At 49.5% G+C, this 19,771-nt stretch carries 21 protein-coding genes; 4 read left to right on the top strand and 17 right to left on the bottom strand.

Annotation, left to right across the window (positions count from 1 at the left end; all coding sequences use genetic code 11):
* The 16 genes from HY879_27020 to HY879_26945 form a co-directional block, all read right to left on the bottom strand.
* The coding region (locus HY879_27020) for an NAD(P)H-dependent oxidoreductase subunit E (GenBank protein ID MBI5606999.1) at positions 1-602 on the bottom strand (602 nt) is incomplete at its 3' end.
* 9 nt (positions 603-611) lie between these two features.
* The gene (locus HY879_27015; protein ID MBI5606998.1) at positions 612-1,064 is read right to left on the bottom strand and encodes an NAD(P)H-dependent oxidoreductase subunit E; all 453 of its coding nucleotides are present in this window, start codon (positions 1,062-1,064) and stop codon (positions 612-614) included.
* Positions 1,065-1,111: 47 nt separating this feature from the next.
* On the bottom strand, positions 1,112-1,879 hold the full coding sequence (locus tag HY879_27010) for a hydrogenase iron-sulfur subunit (GenBank protein MBI5606997.1): 768 nt from the start codon (positions 1,877-1,879) through the stop codon (positions 1,112-1,114).
* Between the two features lie 94 nt (positions 1,880-1,973).
* Complete coding sequence (locus tag HY879_27005; GenBank protein MBI5606996.1) at positions 1,974-5,051, bottom strand: CoB--CoM heterodisulfide reductase iron-sulfur subunit A family protein; 3,078 nt, start codon at positions 5,049-5,051, stop codon at positions 1,974-1,976.
* Positions 5,052-5,158: 107 nt separating this feature from the next.
* Positions 5,159-6,310, bottom strand: a complete 1,152-nt coding sequence (locus tag HY879_27000) for a (Fe-S)-binding protein (GenBank protein MBI5606995.1) — start codon at positions 6,308-6,310, stop codon at positions 5,159-5,161.
* A gap of 87 nt (positions 6,311-6,397) precedes the next feature.
* Positions 6,398-6,937, bottom strand: a complete 540-nt coding sequence (locus tag HY879_26995; GenBank protein ID MBI5606994.1) for a (4Fe-4S)-binding protein — start codon at positions 6,935-6,937, stop codon at positions 6,398-6,400.
* 5 nt (positions 6,938-6,942) lie between these two features.
* Entirely contained in the window at positions 6,943-8,952 is a 2,010-nt protein-coding gene (locus HY879_26990; GenBank protein MBI5606993.1) for an aldehyde dehydrogenase, read from the bottom strand.
* A gap of 221 nt (positions 8,953-9,173) precedes the next feature.
* Complete coding sequence (locus HY879_26985) at positions 9,174-9,638, bottom strand: GNAT family N-acetyltransferase (GenBank protein ID MBI5606992.1); 465 nt, start codon at positions 9,636-9,638, stop codon at positions 9,174-9,176.
* Positions 9,638-9,799 (bottom strand): DUF2080 family transposase-associated protein, encoded by a 162-nt coding sequence (locus HY879_26980; protein ID MBI5606991.1) that lies wholly within the window; start codon positions 9,797-9,799, stop codon positions 9,638-9,640. Before HY879_26980 ends, HY879_26985 begins: the two co-directional genes overlap by 1 nt.
* Before the next feature lie 142 nt (positions 9,800-9,941).
* Positions 9,942-10,751: a CoA-transferase gene (locus tag HY879_26975; protein ID MBI5606990.1), complete on the bottom strand. Its 810-nt coding sequence runs from the start codon at positions 10,749-10,751 to the stop codon at positions 9,942-9,944.
* Between the two features lie 165 nt (positions 10,752-10,916).
* The gene (locus HY879_26970) at positions 10,917-11,375 is read right to left on the bottom strand and encodes a PaaI family thioesterase (GenBank protein MBI5606989.1); all 459 of its coding nucleotides are present in this window, start codon (positions 11,373-11,375) and stop codon (positions 10,917-10,919) included.
* Positions 11,372-12,196 (bottom strand): 50S ribosomal protein L11 methyltransferase, encoded by an 825-nt coding sequence (locus tag HY879_26965; GenBank protein MBI5606988.1) that lies wholly within the window; start codon positions 12,194-12,196, stop codon positions 11,372-11,374. The genes HY879_26970 and HY879_26965 overlap by 4 nt, the downstream gene beginning before the upstream one ends.
* A 52-nt stretch (positions 12,197-12,248) precedes the next feature.
* On the bottom strand, positions 12,249-13,262 hold the full coding sequence (locus HY879_26960; GenBank protein ID MBI5606987.1) for a GAF domain-containing protein: 1,014 nt from the start codon (positions 13,260-13,262) through the stop codon (positions 12,249-12,251).
* Between the two features lie 239 nt (positions 13,263-13,501).
* On the bottom strand, positions 13,502-14,002 hold the full coding sequence (locus tag HY879_26955) for a hypothetical protein (protein ID MBI5606986.1): 501 nt from the start codon (positions 14,000-14,002) through the stop codon (positions 13,502-13,504).
* 18 nt (positions 14,003-14,020) lie between these two features.
* Positions 14,021-15,388 (bottom strand): thiolase domain-containing protein, encoded by a 1,368-nt coding sequence (locus HY879_26950; protein ID MBI5606985.1) that lies wholly within the window; start codon positions 15,386-15,388, stop codon positions 14,021-14,023.
* A 354-nt stretch (positions 15,389-15,742) separates the two neighbouring features.
* Positions 15,743-16,339, bottom strand: a complete 597-nt coding sequence (locus HY879_26945) for a TetR/AcrR family transcriptional regulator (protein MBI5606984.1) — start codon at positions 16,337-16,339, stop codon at positions 15,743-15,745.
* Between the two features lie 462 nt (positions 16,340-16,801).
* Between HY879_26945 and HY879_26940 the strand changes: the two genes are divergently transcribed.
* A complete protein-coding gene (locus HY879_26940) occupies positions 16,802-17,962 on the top strand; it encodes an ATP-binding protein (GenBank protein ID MBI5606983.1) in 1,161 nt (386 codons plus the stop codon).
* Complete coding sequence (locus HY879_26935) at positions 17,959-18,135, top strand: hypothetical protein (protein MBI5606982.1); 177 nt, start codon at positions 17,959-17,961, stop codon at positions 18,133-18,135. Before HY879_26940 ends, HY879_26935 begins: the two co-directional genes overlap by 4 nt.
* 24 nt (positions 18,136-18,159) lie before the next feature.
* Here the strand turns inward: HY879_26935 and HY879_26930 are convergent, their stop codons facing one another.
* On the bottom strand, positions 18,160-18,516 hold the full coding sequence (locus HY879_26930) for a hypothetical protein (protein MBI5606981.1): 357 nt from the start codon (positions 18,514-18,516) through the stop codon (positions 18,160-18,162).
* Positions 18,517-18,614: 98 nt separating this feature from the next.
* Between HY879_26930 and HY879_26925 the strand changes: the two genes are divergently transcribed.
* Together HY879_26925 and HY879_26920 are read left to right on the top strand one after the other, a co-directional pair.
* Entirely contained in the window at positions 18,615-18,890 is a 276-nt protein-coding gene (locus HY879_26925) for an AbrB/MazE/SpoVT family DNA-binding domain-containing protein (protein ID MBI5606980.1), read from the top strand.
* Positions 18,856-19,158 carry a hypothetical protein gene (locus HY879_26920; GenBank protein MBI5606979.1) on the top strand — a complete coding sequence of 101 codons (303 nt, stop codon included), beginning with the start codon at positions 18,856-18,858 and terminating at the stop codon, positions 19,156-19,158. Before HY879_26925 ends, HY879_26920 begins: the two co-directional genes overlap by 35 nt.
* Positions 19,159-19,771 lie beyond the last annotated feature (613 nt).

The following is a 19,771-nucleotide window of genomic DNA, read 5'->3' as shown; positions in this document are numbered from 1 at the left end:
GTTCCTTCCCACTTGCGTCCAGCCGGAAAGCCGCCGCCGCCCCGCCCTCTCAGGTTGGCTTGGTTGACTTCCTGCAAGACCTGGTCGGAGGTCATCTGGGAAAGCACTTTGGCTAACGCCGAATAACCGCCAATGGCCAGATAATCATCGATGCTTTTAGGATCGATACTGCCGTTGGAACCGAAAACAAGACGTTCCTGGTATTTATAAAAGGGGATGTCCTGTTCATGGATGATCTTTTCATTGGTGTCGGGGTCGGTATAGAGCAGGCGCTCTATGACCTTCTTCTCCACAATCGTCTCGGAGATAATTTCAGGAACATCTTCCGGCTTTACCTGGAAATAACATATTTTTTCGGGGTGGATAACGATAATAGGGCCCCTCTCACAATAACCATGGCAACCCGTTCTCCTGATGTCCACCGCAGCCTGTAAGCCTTGCTTTTTAATCTCCCCTTCAAGACTCGCCGCGACTTCACCGCTGCCGGAAGCATTGCAAGCCGATCCGGAACAGAGGGTTATGCAGGGTTTATTCGGGTCTCTGGTCGACAGGATACTATTCCTGAGCTCTGTAAGCTCAGCGGGTGAATTTATTCGCGACATAGTTCTATCCTACTCATAGTTTTTTAACACCTCGGCTGTCTTGGATGGCGCCATCTTTCCGTGAGTTTTTCCATCGATTTCCATCACCGGCCCTAAGGCGCAGCAACCAAGGCAGTTAACGGTCTGCAGACTGAACTTCAAATCCAGGTCTGTTTCGCCTGGTTTGATGCCGGTCATCTCTTGCACCGTATCGAGGACGCGCGTGGCGCCACGCACATGACAAGCAGTGCCCACGCAAATGTGAATCTCATGACGTCCTTTCGGGACTAAACTAAAGGCCTTGTAAAAGGTAGCGATATGCTGGATCCGGGTCATGGGAACTTTAAGTCTTTCGGCGACCCGTTCCAGGGCCTCCCTGGGAAGCCAATGATTTTCAGCCTGAATGTCCAGCAGTACCTGAATGAGCGAGCTGGCTTCGCCATGATGTTTATCGATGATCTGATCGATTCTCGAATTATCCATATCCTCCGTCCTGATCTCCTTCTTTCCTTCCCGCCTGCTCTTACTCCTCAGACGACAGCATAGCGCTTCTGGTTTTCATCGTACCGCACCAGTCGATGCCTGGAGGAAGTACTCAGGTGTTTTGATACTTCCGATGGCGTCAGCCCTAAACCCTTAGCGATTTCCCCCGTGGTCAGGGGGCCTTCCCGCAGAAGGGCTATGATCTGGCCGATGGCCAGCTTTTCTACAATGGTTTCACTGAACAGCCGCTTCAACTCGGAACTTTCGAAAAATTTATGGTATTCTTCTTCCGACATGACGGGCGCCCTCAGCCTCTCCCTTTCCACCAGCCGGATATAGGGAATGAGATCGGTAACCGTGGAAAGCCCGCGCTTCAGTTCCCTTTCATCCAGGCCTTCACTCCTTCCCAGAGGTCCCAACGCCTTCACCTTCTTGACGAATTCATTGACATTTTCGACAAAAAGGTTGGCTTCGGCGCCGGACATGAAGGCCATCCGCAACCTTTCCGGATTGAGACCTATCTGCTCCAGTATCTTTCGGAGCAGCAGCACCATGTTTAAGGTATGGTAATTCCCATGGGTCATATAGTTACACTCGCCTAAATGACAGGCACCGATAAATACGCCATCCGCCCCCTTTGAGAAAGCCCGAAGTACAAATTCCAGGTCGATCCTCCCGGAACACATAACGCGAATAAGCCTCATTTCAGGTGTATATTGAAGTCTGGAAACTCCAGCCAGGTCAGCAGCGCCGTAAGCTCACCAATGACAGACGAACCCGATAACCCTTGGCTTGAATTTATGTCCTGTACTCATTCTTTCTCAACTCCTCTATGTAATCGGTATAAGGTGAACGGTATAAGGTATACGGTTTAACCTTAAACCTTGAACCGTCTCTCCCCCCTTTAATTCAGGCCGCGGCATCAATTTGATCCAAAATCTCTTCATCGGTGAAGTGTTTCAGTTGTATGGCCCCTGTGGCGCACTTGGTGTTGCAGAGACCGTCCCCTTTACAGAGGACGGGATTGACCCGGGCCTTTCGGCCCTGCGGCGTCTCACAGAACTCTATAGCGCCATAAGTACAGGCGGTGATGCAGGCCCCGCAGGAAATGCATTTGGTCTCCTCCACCTCGCACACCGAGCCGGAAGCGCTGACGGTATCCCGGGAGAGAAGGGTCAAGACCCGGCCGGCGGCCCCATAAGACTGGTTGATCGTTTCCTGGATAAACTTGGGATAGTGGGCGATCCCGCACAGAAAAACACCGTCCGTGGCAAATTCCACCGGTCTTAATTTGACATGGGCTTCTTTGAAAAAGCCGTCGGGACTCAGGGTGACCTTGAAGAGTCCGGCTACTTCCCTGGTGGATGCCGAGGGAATTACGGCGGCCGCCAGGGCCAGGATATCCGCATCCAGCTCAAGCTTCTTTCCGAGAATGTAATCGGTGGCGGTTACCTTTAGAACCGGCCGACCGTCCTCCGACTGACCCGCTTCCACCTGAGGTGCATCCTGCGGCTCGTAGCGGATGAACTTGACATCCTTCTCTGACGCATCCCGGTAGTAATCCTCTTTGAACCCATAGGTCCGCATATCCCTGAAGAGGATGGTGATATCCATCTGGGGATTTCTCTCTTTCAGCAACAAGGCATTCTTTACCGACTGGCTGCAACATATACGGCTGCAGTAATTCCGGTCTTCATTCCGGCAGCCCACGCATTGGATCATCACCAGACTCTGGGAATTGATGATCTTCTCATCTCCCTGAGCGATTTTCTCTTCCAGCTCCAGATTGGTCATGACCCGGTCATCTTCTCCATACTTGAATTCGGTCGGTGTGTAACCATCAGCACCTATGGCGATGACGGCTGCGCCGTGCTTTATCTCGGTGATCCCCCTGTCGGACTTGACTTTGGTGACGAAATTCCCGATGTAACCGTTCGCCTCCAGGATAGCCGCCTCGGTATAGACATGGATTAAGGGGTGCTGATACACCTGGCGCACCAGATCACCCAAATAGGCCTGAACATCAAGCCCTTCCAGAGTATAATGGATTTTTCGGGTTATCCCCCCCAAGTCGGATTCCTTTTCCACCAGGGACACCTCGTGTCCCTGATTGGCTATGGAGAGTGCACAAGTCATGCCGGCCACCCCGCCGCCGACCACCAGGGCCGTCTTGTTCACCGGCAGATCGAATTCCTTTAAAGGCTCCAGGTGGCAAGCCCGGGCCACCGACATGCGGATGATGTCCTTGGCCTTTTGAGTGGCGTCTTCCTTTTCTTTGGAGTGGACCCAGGAGTTGTGCTCCCGGATATTGGCCATTTCCAAGTAGTAGGGGTTGATGCCCGCTTCCCGCAGGGTGTCCCGGAATAACGGCTCAAGGGTCCTGGGACTGCAGGCCGCCACAATGACGCGATTGAGCCCTTTTTCCCTGGTCAGGTCGGTTATTTCTTTGGCCGAATTGGTGGCACAGGAAAAAACCTGATTTTGGGCGTGGACCACATGGGGCAGGGTTTTGCAATAGGCGACGGTATCAGGGACATTGACAACGGCCGAGATATTGGCCCCGCAATGACAGACAAAGACCCCTATCCGCGGCTCCTCCTGGGAGACATCTTTTTCCTCCGGATAGATCCTTTCCTTGGTCAGCTTCCCGCGCCGGTAGTCCAGGAATTCACCGATCTGGGAGCCGGCCCCGCTGGCGCTGAAAACCGATTCGGGGATATCCACCGGCCCCTGGAAACCACCGCTGACATAGATTCCGGGCCTGCTGGTCTCCAGGGGATTGACCGGATTAAGTTTGCAAAAATGGTGGTTATTGAGCTCGATGCCGAATTGCCTGGCCAGACCTTCCACATCAGCCGGAGGATTTAGGCCGACGGACAGGACCACCAGATCGAATTCTTCCTCTTTGACGCCATCGTCGTGGGTAGCATACCGGATGGTGACATTCTTGGTTACCGGATCCTCATTGACTATGGAGGTGTAGCTTCTTATAAAGCGAACACCGGGAAGATTCTCGGCTCTTTGGTAGTAGCGCTCAAAATCCTTCCCGTAGGAGCGAATATCATTATGGAATACCGTACAGGCCGACTCCGGATGATGATCTTTGGTTAGAATCACCTGTTTCTGGGTATAGGTGCAGCAGACGGCCGAACAGTAGCTGTTGTCGCCCGGGGTAACCCGCCTGGAACCGATACATTGAATCCAGGCCACCTTTTGGGGATGTTTCCGGTCGGACTCACGCAATATCTCACCCTGATAGGGCCCGGTGGAAGATAACAGCCGCTCATAATCCATACTGGTTACTACGTTCTGAAACTCTCCGTAACGGTATTCCGCTCGCACCTTGGGATCAAAGGGCGAAAGTCCGGAAGACAGAATGACGGCCCCCACATTTATTTCTTTCTTCTCCGCCGTCTGATTCAAATCGATGGCCTTATTCTCACAGACCCCTTCGCATATCCGACACTTCTTCTCCTTAAGGTACAGACAGCTTTCATCAATATAGGCGACCAGCGGAATGGCCTGGGAGAAATAGATATGGACGGCCTTATTCTCCGATATCTCTTGATTAAACCGATCGGGGTATTTGACCGGGCAGTATTCGGCGCAGGTCGTACACCCCGTGCATTTGTCCTCCAGGATATACCGGGGCTTCCTGGTAACCGTTACCTTAAAATTTCCTGCTTCGCCTTCTATACTGTTCACTTCAGTATAGGTGAGTACCTCTATATTCGGATGCCGGCCGACCTCGACCAGTTTAGGGGCGAGGATTCACATGGAGCAGTCATTGGTCAGAAAGGTCTTGTCCAACTGGGCCATATGGCCCCCGATGGAAGGTGCTTTCTCCACCAGGTAAACCTTAAAACCAGCCGTGGCCAGGTCCAGAGAGGCCTGAATACCGCTGATTCCTCCGCCAACGATCAGGACATCGCCGATATTATTATCTGCGAGACTTTTACTAGGCTGTTCCGTCTGTTCTTTTTCCACTTCTCTATGTCCTTAATTAGGTCTTAATGATTAGCTATCAGCCTTCAGTTTTTAGCTTTCAGCAACCCTTAATCATCTTGGAGTCCCGCTGACCGCTGTAAGCTCCATTAAATCACGGCCTGGATAATTTCCGTAATGTCTTTGATCTCGAGGCGTTCGGTAATATCCAGAGTTAACCGGCTGTCCTCGAACATGGTAATGCAGTAGGGACAGGCCGTCACCAGCACCTCAGCCCCGACGTCCAGAGCCTGTTGCAACCGGAGTTCGGAAAATCGTTCCCCCTTTTGAGTCTCCATCCAGATCCGGCCGCCCCCCCCGCCGCAACAGAGGCTGTCCATCCGCGATTCGGGCAGCTCCTTCAGCTCTAAGCCGGGGACCCTCTTTAAAGCCTCCCGGGGCTCGTCAAATATGCCGTTGTGTCGACCCAGGTAGCAGGGGTCGTGATAGGCCACCTTCTTCCCATACTCCTTATTAAGATCGAGCTTTCCCGCTTTAATCAGCTCGAATAAATATTGGGAGATATGAATCACCTCGAAGTTCGCCCTGAATTCCGGATACTCGTTTTTGAAGGTATGGTAGCAATGGGGGGAGGAAACCAGGATTTTCTGCACCCCATGATCGATGAAGGTTTTGATGTTTTCCCTGGCCAGACGCTTGAATAATTCCTCGTCCCCTGTCTTGCGGATGCTTTCCCCGCAGCAGTTCTCTTTGGCGCCCAGGATCCCGAAGTCGACACCGGCCTTGTTAAGGACCTGAGCGGTAGCCCTGGCGACCTTTTTTAAACGGGGGTCATAGCTCAAGTAGCAGCCGGGGAAATATAAAAGATCCATCCCCTCGGTGAACGGGTTTACCGAAAGACCTTCCGCCCAATTGGCCCGGTTTTTTCGCTCTTCCCCTAAAGGATTGCCTTCACCGATCAGGCTGGCGTTGGCGGTGCGGACGGGTTTGACCGAATTCGGAAAGACCCCATATTCGTTGGCTATCCGTCGTAAGGCTATCCCGGATTTTATCTGCTGGACGTCCCGGGGACACTGTTGGGGGCATCGGCCGCAGGTCGTACAACGCCAGATTTCTTCATTTTCTATCTCCGTCAACCCGAACGTAGCTTCGCGGACGATCTTGCGCATGCTGAAGGACCTGACCCTGTTCCAGGGACAAACCGCATCACATAGTCCGCATTGAAAACATCTTTTGAAGGCGTCTCCACCATTCTCTTTTATAACATCTATGATCTCTTTATAGGGGGCTACAGTCTCCACGGTCTTCCTTGTCCTTAATATAAAACGAAATATCTTTTAATGGTTTTCATTCTGAATTCTGACTCTTGAATTCTGAATTCAGGGATTTTAGCCCTTCTTGGCCAGGGACAGTCGGGTCACGGTATCCATGACCTTCTCCCATCCGTATTGGTCTACCAAGGATTCCAATCCGATCTCCACGTCCTCCGGCTTGGTTTCTTCTTCGCCTTCCTCTTCCCTTTTTTCATAGGTCAGGGCATCCACCTGGCACCACTTGACACACAGGGGTTCTTCTTCTCCCTCACACATATCACACTTCAGCGGGAGGCTGGAATCGGGTTCCTTGAAAAGATCCCGGGAGGGACAGGAAGCCCGGCAGAAGGCGCACTCTTCATATTCCTTGCCGTCAATCACATATTTATCCCGGCCCATACATTCGGCTCTGGCCTGTTCACCGGCATATACCGGGACATAGATGTCTTTCAGCGGTTCGCGAATCACCCGGATACGCGACCTGGCCGGATTGTTGCTGCTGTATCTCGGGGCCGCATGGAAGGCCGAACAGATGACTTCACAGGCCCGGCAGCCGTTGCATTTATCCACATCCACTTTTATGGTTTTGACTATTTTCTTTTTATTCTCAGCCATGACAGCTACACCCCCTTCTCGTTTTCCGCCAGGGTCTCAGTGGAAGGGGTCTCTCCCATCTCCGAATAGATCCCTCTTTTTTCGAAGTCTTCGAATACGTAATCCAAACCCAGCTCCTGCAAGGACTCTTTGGTGGGGATACCCTCGCTATTCCACCCTTTTAATTGGTAATACGCATCCAAGAGCTCCTTTTCCAACTCGGGAAATCGTTTCTTCCAATGGTCTTCAGGAGGCTTCTCGTCTTTTCTCCTCATGCCCCTTCGGGTATTATTGGCCCGGACCAGGGTGCGGTATCTCTTGACGGCCTGGGTCAGTTTTTCTTCATCCATGTCGATCCCGGCCCCGGCCGAGATAAACTTCGGGTAGTTGTGTATATGATAGGGAGGCTTCAGGGGAAAGGATGACAGGCCGGCGCACATCCCCAGGGCGTCATCGATATAGTGCATCCGTTCCTGCCAATCGACAATGTCACAACACATGTCCACCGTAGGGTAGAAGGGCATGGATTTTTCACCCCGTGGTTCCCAGTCCAATAAAATTTGCTTGAACTTTTCATCCGGGACCTGGAACCAATCCTTGACAAAGGTTTCCCTCTCCTCCATCGTCAGAAAAGGGGCCTGGGGAAACTGCCCTTCAATCTGGGTAATGTTGATCTTCTCGCCGGTACTGTACATCAGGAAATAAATGGGGTTCAGCATGGACAGCTTGAGCGGCAGTTGCTCATGTTTCTTGATGGTATTATGGGCAAAGGCTTCAGCCCCCTTGCCGATCTCCTTGGCCGCCCAATAGGTGCCGTTGGCCAGGATATCGCCGATCCCTTCCCGCCGGACAATCCGGTCCAGCAACCAGTAGAATTGCCCCTCGTTATCCTTGGGCATTCCGGGAAAATCGGCGTCGGTCAACAGGCCGTGTTCGTAAAGCTCCAGGGCGAAGGCCATGACTTGCGGGGCCGAGAATCCGTCCACCCCATACTCCGTTGCACTTTGAGCGATACCCAGGCCAAACTCCAGGTCCGACATGGCCGCCATGGTATAGGTCAGTTTCGAGAAACATTTCATCATGTAGGTCGGTAGGCCCGGAGGGGCAATGGTCGCCCCGCAGGTCATGGGACAGTTATAACAACTGATCAGACGTCTACGCATACTGTCCAGGGTATCGGCCCAGGCCTTGGCGATGTCCTCGTTCCAGAAATCCTTTCGGCGGAGGCGGGCATTCCCCCACATGAAATTTTCGGTATGCCACTTTTCATCGTGGACTTTCATCTCTTGCGGCGACCCCAGCCCGGCTAAAATGGGCATGACCCCCGGAACCGGATTTTCATTGCGCCATTTAATGTATTCCAGGACCTCGTTGCAAAGCTCCATGTATTCTTCCGGTCGGGCCACATTGATATCCTTGGTGCCGCGAACAACGATCGCCTTGACCTTTTTGTCCCCCATCACCGCGCCTATGCCTCCCCGGCTGGCACTGGACCGGCCCTGTTCAATGGAAGCAAAATAGACCCTGTTTTCACCGGCCAGGCCGATAGCCGCCACCTGGGCTTTCGGCTCCTTCAGCTCCTGCCGAATCAGTTCTGCCGTTTCCACAGCCCCTTTCCCCTGCAAATGAGAGGCATCCCGTATTTCCACTTTATCGTTATTGATCCACACATAAACCAGATTGGGGGATTTGCCGCGAAGGATCACCTTGTCATAACCGGCATACTTCAATTCCGGGGCCCAAAATCCCCCCATCATGGAATAGGCCATTAACTGCGTCTGAGGCGAAATGGTCGAAACAATGGTCCGATTACAACCGGTAGCCGGCGTGCCGCATAAAAGACCGGCGCCGAATATTAATAGGTTATCAGGAGAAAAGGGTTCGACTTCGGGAGGGACCCTGTCCCATAATATCTTGGCGTTAGTTCCTAATCCCCCCAGATAGAGTTCGGTGTCTCTCGGGTCGGTTTCAACCCTTTCAATGTTTCCCCGGGACAGATCAATTTCTAAATTATATCCTGTCTCTGCGTACCTCATTTTTTTACCCCTTCATTGATTACCTGAATCCGTGGCATACTTTTTAATTATTCAATGGGTGGCCGTCACTCAACCCCCAAGGACCTTCACCCTGCTACCAACTATAATGTATCTGTATTGTGATTATATAATAGCTATTATTTGGAAAATGTCAAGTGGAAACATGGTGGCCAGTCATTTAACCCGGTCTCCCACCCGCTGACCGGGAGAAACATCCCAGGTTACGCTTTTGGGTCCAATTTTTTGAACAAATTAATAAAATTACTCCGATCGAACCCGATGGATTTAAAAAAGGAAAGGATGTCCACCGCATCCCAACGGACAGCCGTATAAATTTCAAATATTTTCTTCTTCTTATAGGCTTCAAAGAGGTGACTGGCCAGGGCTTGTCCGATGCCTTCGCCCATGTGTTTCGGATGGACGCCCAGGTTTTCGATCCATCCCCCCTGATCGATACCAAAACTATTGGTCATAATCTCGCTGATGACAAAGCCTATAACCTTTCCTTCCACCAGGGCCACCAGACTGATATTACCGTCTTTCTGAATATGTTCCTGTAAAATGGCTTTTCTCTTCGGGCTGACCTTAGATTTGGTAATGGTTTCCTGAATCCCGATAACCTGGGGTAGATCCTTTACCAGCAATTTTCTTATCTTAATCGGTTTCAAGGTCTTATTTTTTTTCATCAGTCGATCCTTATGATCTTGACATGCTTCCCGACCCATTCAGGAGGCAGGTAGACGCGTCCGCTGTTCCCGCTTTGCTTGACCTCTTTTTCAATCATTTCCTCCCCAAAAACTTCGAATTTAGCCTTGAGAGGTTTATTATTCTCTTCTGATCTGGACATATTCTCTCTCAAACTGCTTTCTTTTTTCCGGGCAATCATAAACGTTTCCTAATTTTTCCGGGATGAATACGGCTATAAATTAACTATATTTTAACTACAAAATGATTATAAATTTCCAACCTCGTTTGTCAAGTAAAAAATTTTAAATATCTTTCTTCTGGCCTGTCCAGAAACCCCGAGGATCGTATTGGCGGATTATGGAGAGGTCCTGGGCCGTCGGCAAGGGCGTTTGGGTCAGGTCAGGGGAGATCTTCAGATCCCAGCCTGTTTCGTCCTTCACCTGATCCGATGATATTCCCGGATGGGTCTGGGCAAGAAAAGCCTCTTTAGTTTCCGGATGAAACCGCAAAACGCCCAGGGTAGTGATGATGGCCACCGGTCCGCCACGAACTAAGCCCTGGTCTTTTCTCCAGTCCCCCCCCAGACCATAACCGGATGAGGTGATGTAACCGACTTTTCCCACAAAGCGTCTTTTTTCATGGGGCATAATGATCAGCAATTTCTTAGAGAGGGAGGCGATATCCCCTCCCCCTCCGCTTCCGGGAAGGCGGACAAAACCCCTGGGCAGCGAAATCCTGGTGGTATTCAGATTTCCAAAACGATCCACTTCCGCCCCTCCTATGAATCCCACATCCACTTTCCCTTTCTGAAGAAAACCCATAACCGTCAACATGTCACAGCACATGGTCGCCAGATGGATATTGGGCGGGTCTCCCATGGTAACGATGGCGCTGGAAGCCGGGGCTTCCCGCAAGACCCCGTTTTCAAACAGCCCAATGGCCCCCGGAGCATGGGTCTTTTTGGCCAGGATAAAAGCCAATAAAGGAAGACGCATGCCGACAAAAACCACATCCCCATCGCTTATTTCCCTGGCCGCTACGGAGACCATTAATTCGGCCGGGGTGTAAGGGGAGGATGGGGGTCGGGGGTCAGGGGTCGGGTTGGAGGCCATAAGTTCGGAGTTGGGAGTTCGGAGTTCGGGGTCGGAACGATCGGTGTTCGTCCTCGGGCCTTCAGTGTTTAAGTAGTCTTTTTTTTGCATAAAATCCTTGCTTTTTCTAATTTATATCCAATAATTTTATCAATCCGCAATCCGCAATCCGCAATCCGCAATCCGTCACCCGTCACCCGTCACCGGTTTTATCCTATCCCGGTGCACCGCCATCAAGGTGACCAGGGCTTTGGCTGCCAGCACCTCTTCGTCCGGCCTCCGGTCATAGACCTCGGATTCTCCGACCAGAACCTGCCCGCCTTCACGCAGGATCCTTGATTTACAGACCAGGCATTGACCATAGGCCGGCCGGAAAAAATTGATCTTAAACTCTATGGTTAATATTCGAAAGTCTTCAGCCACCAGACTGAAGGCAGCATAGCCGGCGGTGTGATCGGCCATGGTGGCTAAAACCCCGGCATGGATATATTGATCCTGCTGCCGGTGACGGGGGTGGACGATCAATTGCGATTCGAGATACCCCCTTTTATAATGGATGGCCTTTATCCCCAGGTCCGCGATAAACCCCTGGGAATATTCCCGGGCTAAAATTTTCAACCGTTCCGAAGTCGGTTCTATCTTCATGGATACCCCTTATTCCTCCCCGCCAGAGTAAACCAGGTAAATTCCGAATCCCATTCCTTGAGTATTTCAAATCCGGAAACCTTTAAATCGTTTTTAACTTCCAGGTATTCACTCCGCATCATTCCGGACAGAATTACCCATTTTTTTTCAAAAAAGGCTTTGTTTTTAATGACTTCACGGATAACGGCCAGGTGCAGGTTGGCCACAAGAAGCTCTGCCGGTTGCTGAATATACTCTTCGGCCCGACCTTCCTGGACTTTGATATTTGCTTCCAGGCTGTTTAAGGCCACATTCTTTTTTGCTGTTTCCACACAAGCCGGATTCCAGTCAATGGCCAGGATCTCTTTAGCTCCCAAGGAAATCGCGGCTAAAGATAAAATGCCTGTTCCCGTCCCTAAATCCAGGACCGTTTCCGGCTTCCCCTGGTTATAAACCCACAAAAGGGCTAAAAGGGAATCCCGGGTCGTTGGATGATGACCGGACCCGAAAACCACGCCGGGATCCAAGCGGATATAGATGCCCTCCCTGTTTTCAGGAGGGGTAACCCCGGGAGGAATAAAAAGGAGATTCCCGACATCGAGATACTCCGACGAACCCTTCCCCTGCCAGTCTTTATAACTCATTGAATGAGATCGGACCCAGGTCAGATGGGGATTTTTTTTTAGAAATGTCTTAAGGGATTCTTCTTGGGGTTCGGAAAAAAACAAAAAAGTGGACTCCCCTTCCCGCCAATGGGCTAAAAAAGCCTCCTTAAAAAATTTTTCCGGTTCGAAGAGGGTCCCTTCCATTTCATAAATATATAATAGATCGTCCGGTCTCATTAATTCCTGGTTATTTCCTTTTGGAATAGTCCTTTTGGAATAGTCCTTCGGTTCAAGACTTCGACTTGGCCATTCGATCTAATTCCATATTATAAATGGCCATAGCGGCTATATGGGCCAGCCGGCTGAGGAAAAATTCCTCCCGATGGGTTAATTGTCGCTCCGGGGTATTGGCCCTGATATATAGGGTCCCCAGATCCTTGTTACGAAAAACCATGGGGAGCGTTTTCAAAATATGCCTGGAAAGAGGCGCCCCCAGGGTAGACAAATTTTCTGATTCCCCGAGGGGGTTTTCCATTTTTACTGAGTCTTTCAAACCCGGATACCTTTTAAAATCGATGGTCAGGATATCTTTTTCCGGTTCGTCATCCGAAGAAATCATGTAACCGATTTCTTCTTTCCGGTCTATATAAACCGCCGTACACCGCTCGAGTTCGAGTTTACTGGTCAGGATCTGGGTCAGAGTAAGCAGGAATTTGGGTAGATTCCGATCTTGCCCGATAGATTGGGCCACCTCTGTCAGGACCTCCAACTCGCGATAGTCTTCTTTCAAAATCTCTTTTTCCTTAAAAAGTCGGTTATAGGATTCCACCATGCCATGGAAAAAGAAAGTAACCACAAAGATAAAAGGGAACCTGAGCAGCGTATCGGTATGCCAGAATTTCTCCGGAGACTTAATATACAAAGAAATTCCATAGACGACCAGAATGAGACCGAAGGCGGAATAGATCAATTGCGCCCGGCGGGAGGCGGCGGCCACCAGAAGGATCAGAAAAAACACCAGAAAAAACTGGGAATCACTATGGACCGCGATAGAAAGGGCTAAGGTAGTCAAAAGGACATCCAATAACAAGATGGAAAAAATGAATTTTTGATTCTGAAACCAACCGGGAGGACACAAGGAGCACAGGATATTGGTCAGGATGTAAAAGGAAATGAAAAAAGGTTGAATGGATAAGGATCCCTTTGGGGGATAACTGAACAAGAGGATATTTCCAACGACGATTACAAGAATCCACCGTAAAAGAAGGACGTCTTTTTTCCCATATTCTTGATCTAATAGCATGACATCTCCTTTCAGTAGGTTCCCAAAGAAACAGCGGAAGGAAGATTTACCCACCCATTATTGATAATATATTATATCAATTCCAAGGAGTTTTAGCTATTCAATTCAGATAAAATAGAGGCTCGATTTAGGAAAAAACTATGAACGGACCGGATCATTCTTTCAATCCTACTCCCCGGGAAAGATCCATTCTTTCCCGGGGAATACCGACCATAAACGGCTGAAAGCCTTAAGTGGATCTATTCCACCGGCACCCAATAATAATCCAACACCGTATTGGATGGTTTTTCAGTCCGGAACTCCGCCATGACCTTCATCCCTATATAGGGTTTGCCATACAAAAGATAACTTTTGGGGACAGTGGCCAAGCCGGGGAGCTGGACATCGATCTGCCAATAGGGGGTCGAAAGTTCGATCCCGGTACCGGCATAAACGACTTCGGTAAAAGCATAGACTTTTCCAATTACCGGATTCCGAAGGGTTTTCCACTTCATCTCCGTATGACAATCAGGGCAATGGGCTCGAGGGGGGATCCAAAGACGGTCTTCCGGGCACTTTTTGTTCGGACAAAAAGTAGCCTTTAATTTTCCTTCCTTAAGACCCTGGAAAAAAGGAGAAAGCATCCCATAGGTATGAACATGGGTTAAAGCCCGAGGCCATTCGATGACTGTCTGCGGCTCCGTCTGTCGTATTTTGGTAACTTGCCCGATGAATTTGGTCTGTTGTGTTTTTTTTGCCATTTTCAGATTCCTCCTTTATCAACTCTTTTTGATAATACAGACGGTCACGTGAGAACCGACCCCGGCATGGGAAACCCAGAGGGCCTGCTTGCTCTTTTTGGGGATCTGCAGGCTCTTCCAGTCCCTGGGCTTGGTTTTACCCCATTTCTTCCAGATCTTGGAGTCTCCGTGAAATTGATCGTATTTTTGCTGCAACTGCCAGAGGCACTCAACGGCCTGGAAGATCCCGGTAGCCCCCACGGCATGCATAGTCCCGAGTAACCCCCCCGATAGATTGGAAGGACATTTCCCGCCGTAATAGGCGTCTCCGGATTCGATATAATCCTGTTCCTGTCCGTAAGGTCTAAGTCCGATATCCCCATAAGTTTGCAGATCGCTGATGGTAAAGGCGTCATGCAATTCCACCAGGTCTAACTCTTCCAGGGGATCATGGATTCCGGCCATCCGGTAAGTCAGATAGGCGGCGAAACGGGCGGCCAGAAAACTTTCAAACCCGGGCCAACGGCTGCCCTCTTTTACCAATTCTTTATACATGCCGGGAATTTCATTGGGCAGTAAGGGGATATCCATGGGACGTCGATCCGCCACCCGCAGGGTATGGGTACCGCCGCAAATAAAAACTTCACAGGGGTTATCACTCAACTGATAGGCGGTTTTCTCGTCACAAAGCAGTGCGCAGGCCGATCCGACACTCATGGCGCAACATTCCAGGAAGCGCAAAGGATAAGCCGACATGGGGCTGGCCAGAACCTCTTCGACCGTGTGCTTTCCCGGTTGTTGGGCATAGGGGGAAGAACAGGCGTAGAGGCGGTTTTTAACGGCGATTTTAGCCCGGGTAGTCTCCGAGACGTTGAAGGCCCAGGCAAAACGATTGGCCATGGGGGCATAATAGGAAGAATAAACACGACCCAACCGGGTTTCAAAATCCTTACAGGCCGCCGTAGAGATATAAAAATTTCCGGTTCGGGTATCGACTTCATCCATCCGTTCCCAACCGGCGGCCAGGGCTACATCGGCATACCCTGAGGCCACGGCCATGGCGGCATTGAGAATGGTCGTACCGCCGGTAGCCCCTCCGGTCTTGATCCCCACATTAAAAAGGGGATCCAGCCCTAAATAATCATGGATCTTGGCCTCGCATAGCAGTTGGTCCTGGAAATGGTCGGCAAACTCCCCATAGGCGGCGTAATTGATCAGCCCCTTGACCTCCAATGGATCCATCTTCAGATTGTTATCCTCCAACATCTGCTTGAAGGCCATCATGACCAACTCTTCCAGTTTGTACTCAGGGAAAAACTTTCGGTAGGCTGTGGTCCCTCCGGCTACCATAAAGACCCTTCGATTCCATTTGGGAACCCGTAAGTTTCCTTTTTTAAACGTTATCATTCCTGATCCTCCTTATCGTTTTATTCTTTTTGCAAAACACCGCGGCGGGATCGATTCTTTTTGTCCCGAGCCGCCCCCTTTTTTCCCGTCACTGAAGACAAACTTTTTGCGAACAAGTCTTAACAATTTTTCTGGTTTCTTCTTCCCCCCTTTTTGTTTTCATACACCTGCCATCCAAGATTGATGGTCCTGTAAAAAACCATTAATTGCTTTTCCGTCATTCCCGCGCAGGCGGAAATCCAGGTTATGCCTCGCGTGACTTTATTATAAAGTCACGCTCGTGTTTTCACTTGAATCCTCGAATCCTTGACCCCTTGAATCCTATCATCACTAACTCTTTTGGAGATGATCCGTTTATTTTTTCAACTGGTTAATAAAAAAATGCAGTTGGCTGATGGTCTGTTTCCAAATATTCGGATCTCTATTGGAGGAATAGAGGGTAACGGCTCCGTTAATGGAGATCACGATAAAATTGGCGATTTCTTTAAAATCCAGCCCTTTTTTCAACAGTCCTTTCTGTTCCGCCTCCTTCAGCCAGTTCCGTATCAGTCTGGCAAACCCTATATAGCCTCGGAGAACTTGTTTATTCATGGAGACGGACTGGCCGGAAAGCTCCACCAGCATATTGGCAAAAAAACAGCCCCCTTCAAAGACATCAGCTCCCAGATAATCCCTCAGGGCATTTTCTATCGCCTTTTCTATTCGCTTAAGGGGATCGGAAATGGTTCGGACGTCTTTTAAAACAATACTTTTCCAGATCCTGGCCGCCTCCTCATAAACGGCATACCAGATCTCTTCCTTGCTCCGAAAATGGCCGTAAAGCCCCCCTTTGGTTAGATGGGTGGCCTCGAGGATATCGTTGATGGAAGTATTGAAATAGCCTTTGACGGAAAAAAGCTGAAGGGTCTCTTGGATGATCTGTTGGCGGGTTTTGGTTCCTTTGGTTCCCATAACGGCCTTATTCAAAAATAAAACAGAACGGTTGGTATATTTTTATATATTAAAAAAGAAAGCTCGCTTGTCAAGGGAAAAATGACGACATCGTATCCAATATGGTCCACAGGACTTTAAAGTTCCAAAACTCCGTTTTTTTCTCGCTGAACAGTTAGCCTCAAATGAAACCCGGTCTCAAAAATAAACCGTTTGTTTGGTCTATCTGGTTAATGGTTGATCTTGAATCTTTTTTACCTTATGGATTCAGACCAATAAGGTTCTCTCTGGACTTTGGGCTCTGGCCGGTTCTCGATCATATTTTGCCAGGCTCTGGATTCATTGCGGTAAGCTTCTGCAGCATGACTTTGCGCTTCGTTGTACCTCTTATGGTTTTCCGGATTATTCCACTTCCTGACATAGGAAATAAAAGAAACGGCTTTTTGTTGACAGAAGTGCAAATTTACCGTACATTATCGCAGTATGATTGCAAGATTAATCAATATCCCTAAAACGCAGTCTTTTTTCCTGTTTGGCCCTCGCCAGACAGGAAAAAGCACCCTTATGGAGACAACATTCAGGGAAAATATATGGAAAATCGATCTGTTAATGACAGACCAGTTCCTGAAATATACAAAAAATCCGGAACAATTCCGTTTAGAATCCATTGAAAAGATTGAAAAAGGTGCGATAAACCGGATATTCATAGATGAAATCCAGCGTCTTCCGTCATTACTAAACGAAATCCATTGGTTAATTCAAAACACGCAATGCCAATTTATTTTAACAGGTTCAAGCGCCAGAAAACTGAAAAGAGGAGGGGCCAATCTCCTGGCCGGAAGGGCGGTCCGGAGAAACCTCTATCCTTTTATTTATGAAGAAATTGCCGAATCTTTTTCTCTGCCGGATGTATTGCAATTTGGAACTCTTCCGGGAGTTTATGGGGGAAATGCCGAAGCGAAAATTGATATTCTTCGTGCTTATGCCGAGACTTATTTAAAAGAAGAGATATTGGCCGAGGGGCTGGTTCGGAATCTGGGTGGATTCTCCCGGTTCTTAGATCTGGCGGCCAGTCAATCTGGGGCGTTGACAAGCTATACTTCTATTGGCAGGGAATGTCACCTCCCGGCCAGAACCGTTCAAGCCCACTATGATATTCTGGAAGACACTTTGATCGGGTTTCGCCTGTCACCCTGGAATAAAAGTATCAGAAAACGAATGGTCGCCCATTCAAAATTTTTTCTTTTTGATCTTGGGGTAACTAATGCCTTAACCAGACAACTAACAGCCCCCCCGGACCCGGTTCGCTTCGGCCGCCTTTTTGAACAATTTATTATACTGGAAACCCATAGGCTTCTCAACTATCACCAAAGCGAGGCGGCGATCTATTTTTGGAGGACCAATCACGGGGCTGAAGTGGATCTATTGATAGAAAAATACGGCCGAATAATTGGTGCTTTCGAGATCAAATCAACCTCGCAGGTGACGGGATCTCATCTCAGCGGCCTAAGATCGTTTCGCCAGGACCATCCGAATGTTCCCTTACATGTGGTGGCTATGGTGGAACACCGTTATCGGTTGGATGAGGTGGAAGTGCTGCCCTGGAAGGAATATATAGTAAAATTAAAAGAAATCCTTTCTTGATACATCATCCTACTGGAGATCCCGATCCACAACTTCTTAAAGATATCCTGCCAAAAGATCGAGAGGAAGGTCGTATCGTGGTGACCCATGATCAACCCCAACCTCTTTCCAAAGGGACTGTCTTCAGCGTTACCGAGGGCAAAATTCGCATCCGGACCTTGCCTATCGTGTAATCGACACAGGAAAGTTTCATTGCGTTATTCCTCGTAATAATAATACCGCCGGGCATCCTGACGCCCACTTAAGTATTCGTACCGTTCTAATTCCCTTTCGATTCGTAGCTGCTCATCATAGACTCCCCTTTCATAGGCGGTCCTGGGGATATTGGCGGGAGAAGCTGGGGCCGGGGCATAAATAACCGGGGCCGGCTGATAGACCGGGGGATTACAGATCTCCCCGATAGCCCGGAGAATCGGTGGGGCGAAAATGGCTATAGCCCCGCCCAACAAGATCGCATCCCTGGTTCTCATGGCCCTGGCCTCTTCGGTCCCAACTACCAGGATTCCAAAGGTGATGATTACGAATAACCCTTGATATATAATCGTATCTATCACATTGTTGCATTTCGAGAAAAAACCTTAAGATTTTTTATTGACAAATTGTCATAATGACATTATCATAAAATGAAATTAATTAATGTGAGGAGATTAAAATGCTTATTGCTTTAGACAAACGGGGAAGCATCAACCTGCCGAGCACGATACGAAAGGAACTTGGCTTGGAAAGCGGCACCTATCTTGATTTGCAAGTGATGGATGGAGGGGCGATGTTGTTGCAGCCTATTGCCATTTACCAGGGTATTCGACTTGGGAAACAGGGACTGCAAAAGCTTGCCGAAGCCCGTCAGAGCGGGACGACATCAATACCCACCTGGCTGACCAAGGAAATGAAACATGCCGAAGTTGATCCCGAGCCGGAAATTTCTTGAGGACGTCGAGGGGCTACGGGCCAATCCGCTGCTAAGGAAAAAGTTGGCGAAATCGCTTAACCTACTGGCGACAAACCCATTGCACCCCGGGCTTCATTTGGAACGGATTATCAACGACCCCACGGCCTGGTCGGCAAGGATAGATCGCCGCCTTCGCCTTTCTTTTGATCCACAAAAATTATTACAGGCTGGGAATCCGGATTGGTCGGCCCCGCTATTGCTCCTGCGTATCCTCGACCATGACGATTTGTATAAACACCCCAGATAAGATGACACATTAGTACCCTTCAAACGCAGAGCTTATTTCCAGTCTCAGACTGTCCAATGACCAGGGCCAATATCTTTTCTGGATGGCTGAGCTATTATTCCCCATAATACCGCCGGGCATCCTGACGCCCCCTTAAGTATTCGTACCGCTCTAATTCCCTTTCAATTCGAAGCTGCTCATCAATCATTCCCCGTTCATAGGCGGTCCTGGGGATATAGGCTGGGGCCGGGGCATAAATAACCGGGGCCGGCTGATAGACCGGGGGATTACAGATCTCCCCCGATAGCCCGGAAAATCGGCGGAGTGTGCAGCGGCGAAGCGAAGCGGAGACCGTCTGCCACGCTTGGTTGAATGTCCGCCTTTTTGACCAGGAGGCTTCACTTCAACGAATCGGTTACCGTCTTGAGCTTCTCAGCTTCCGACAACCTACCTTTTTGAGTAAGAAGGCTGTGGTATCTATCGAAAACTTGTTTTATGAATGCTTTGCTCTGACGGATCTTCCCCTGGAAAAAAACAAGAATAGATCGTATAACCAATTGATTGGTATAATTATTTAAGATAAAGGTTGGTTAACGTGTACTGCCTACACCTTGCCCATGGAGTGGGCAAGGTT

This window comes from Deltaproteobacteria bacterium (assembly GCA_016219225.1).
Taxonomy (GTDB): Bacteria; Desulfobacterota; RBG-13-43-22; order RBG-13-43-22; family RBG-13-43-22; genus RBG-13-43-22.
This window is presented reverse-complemented; position numbering and strand designations above follow the sequence as displayed.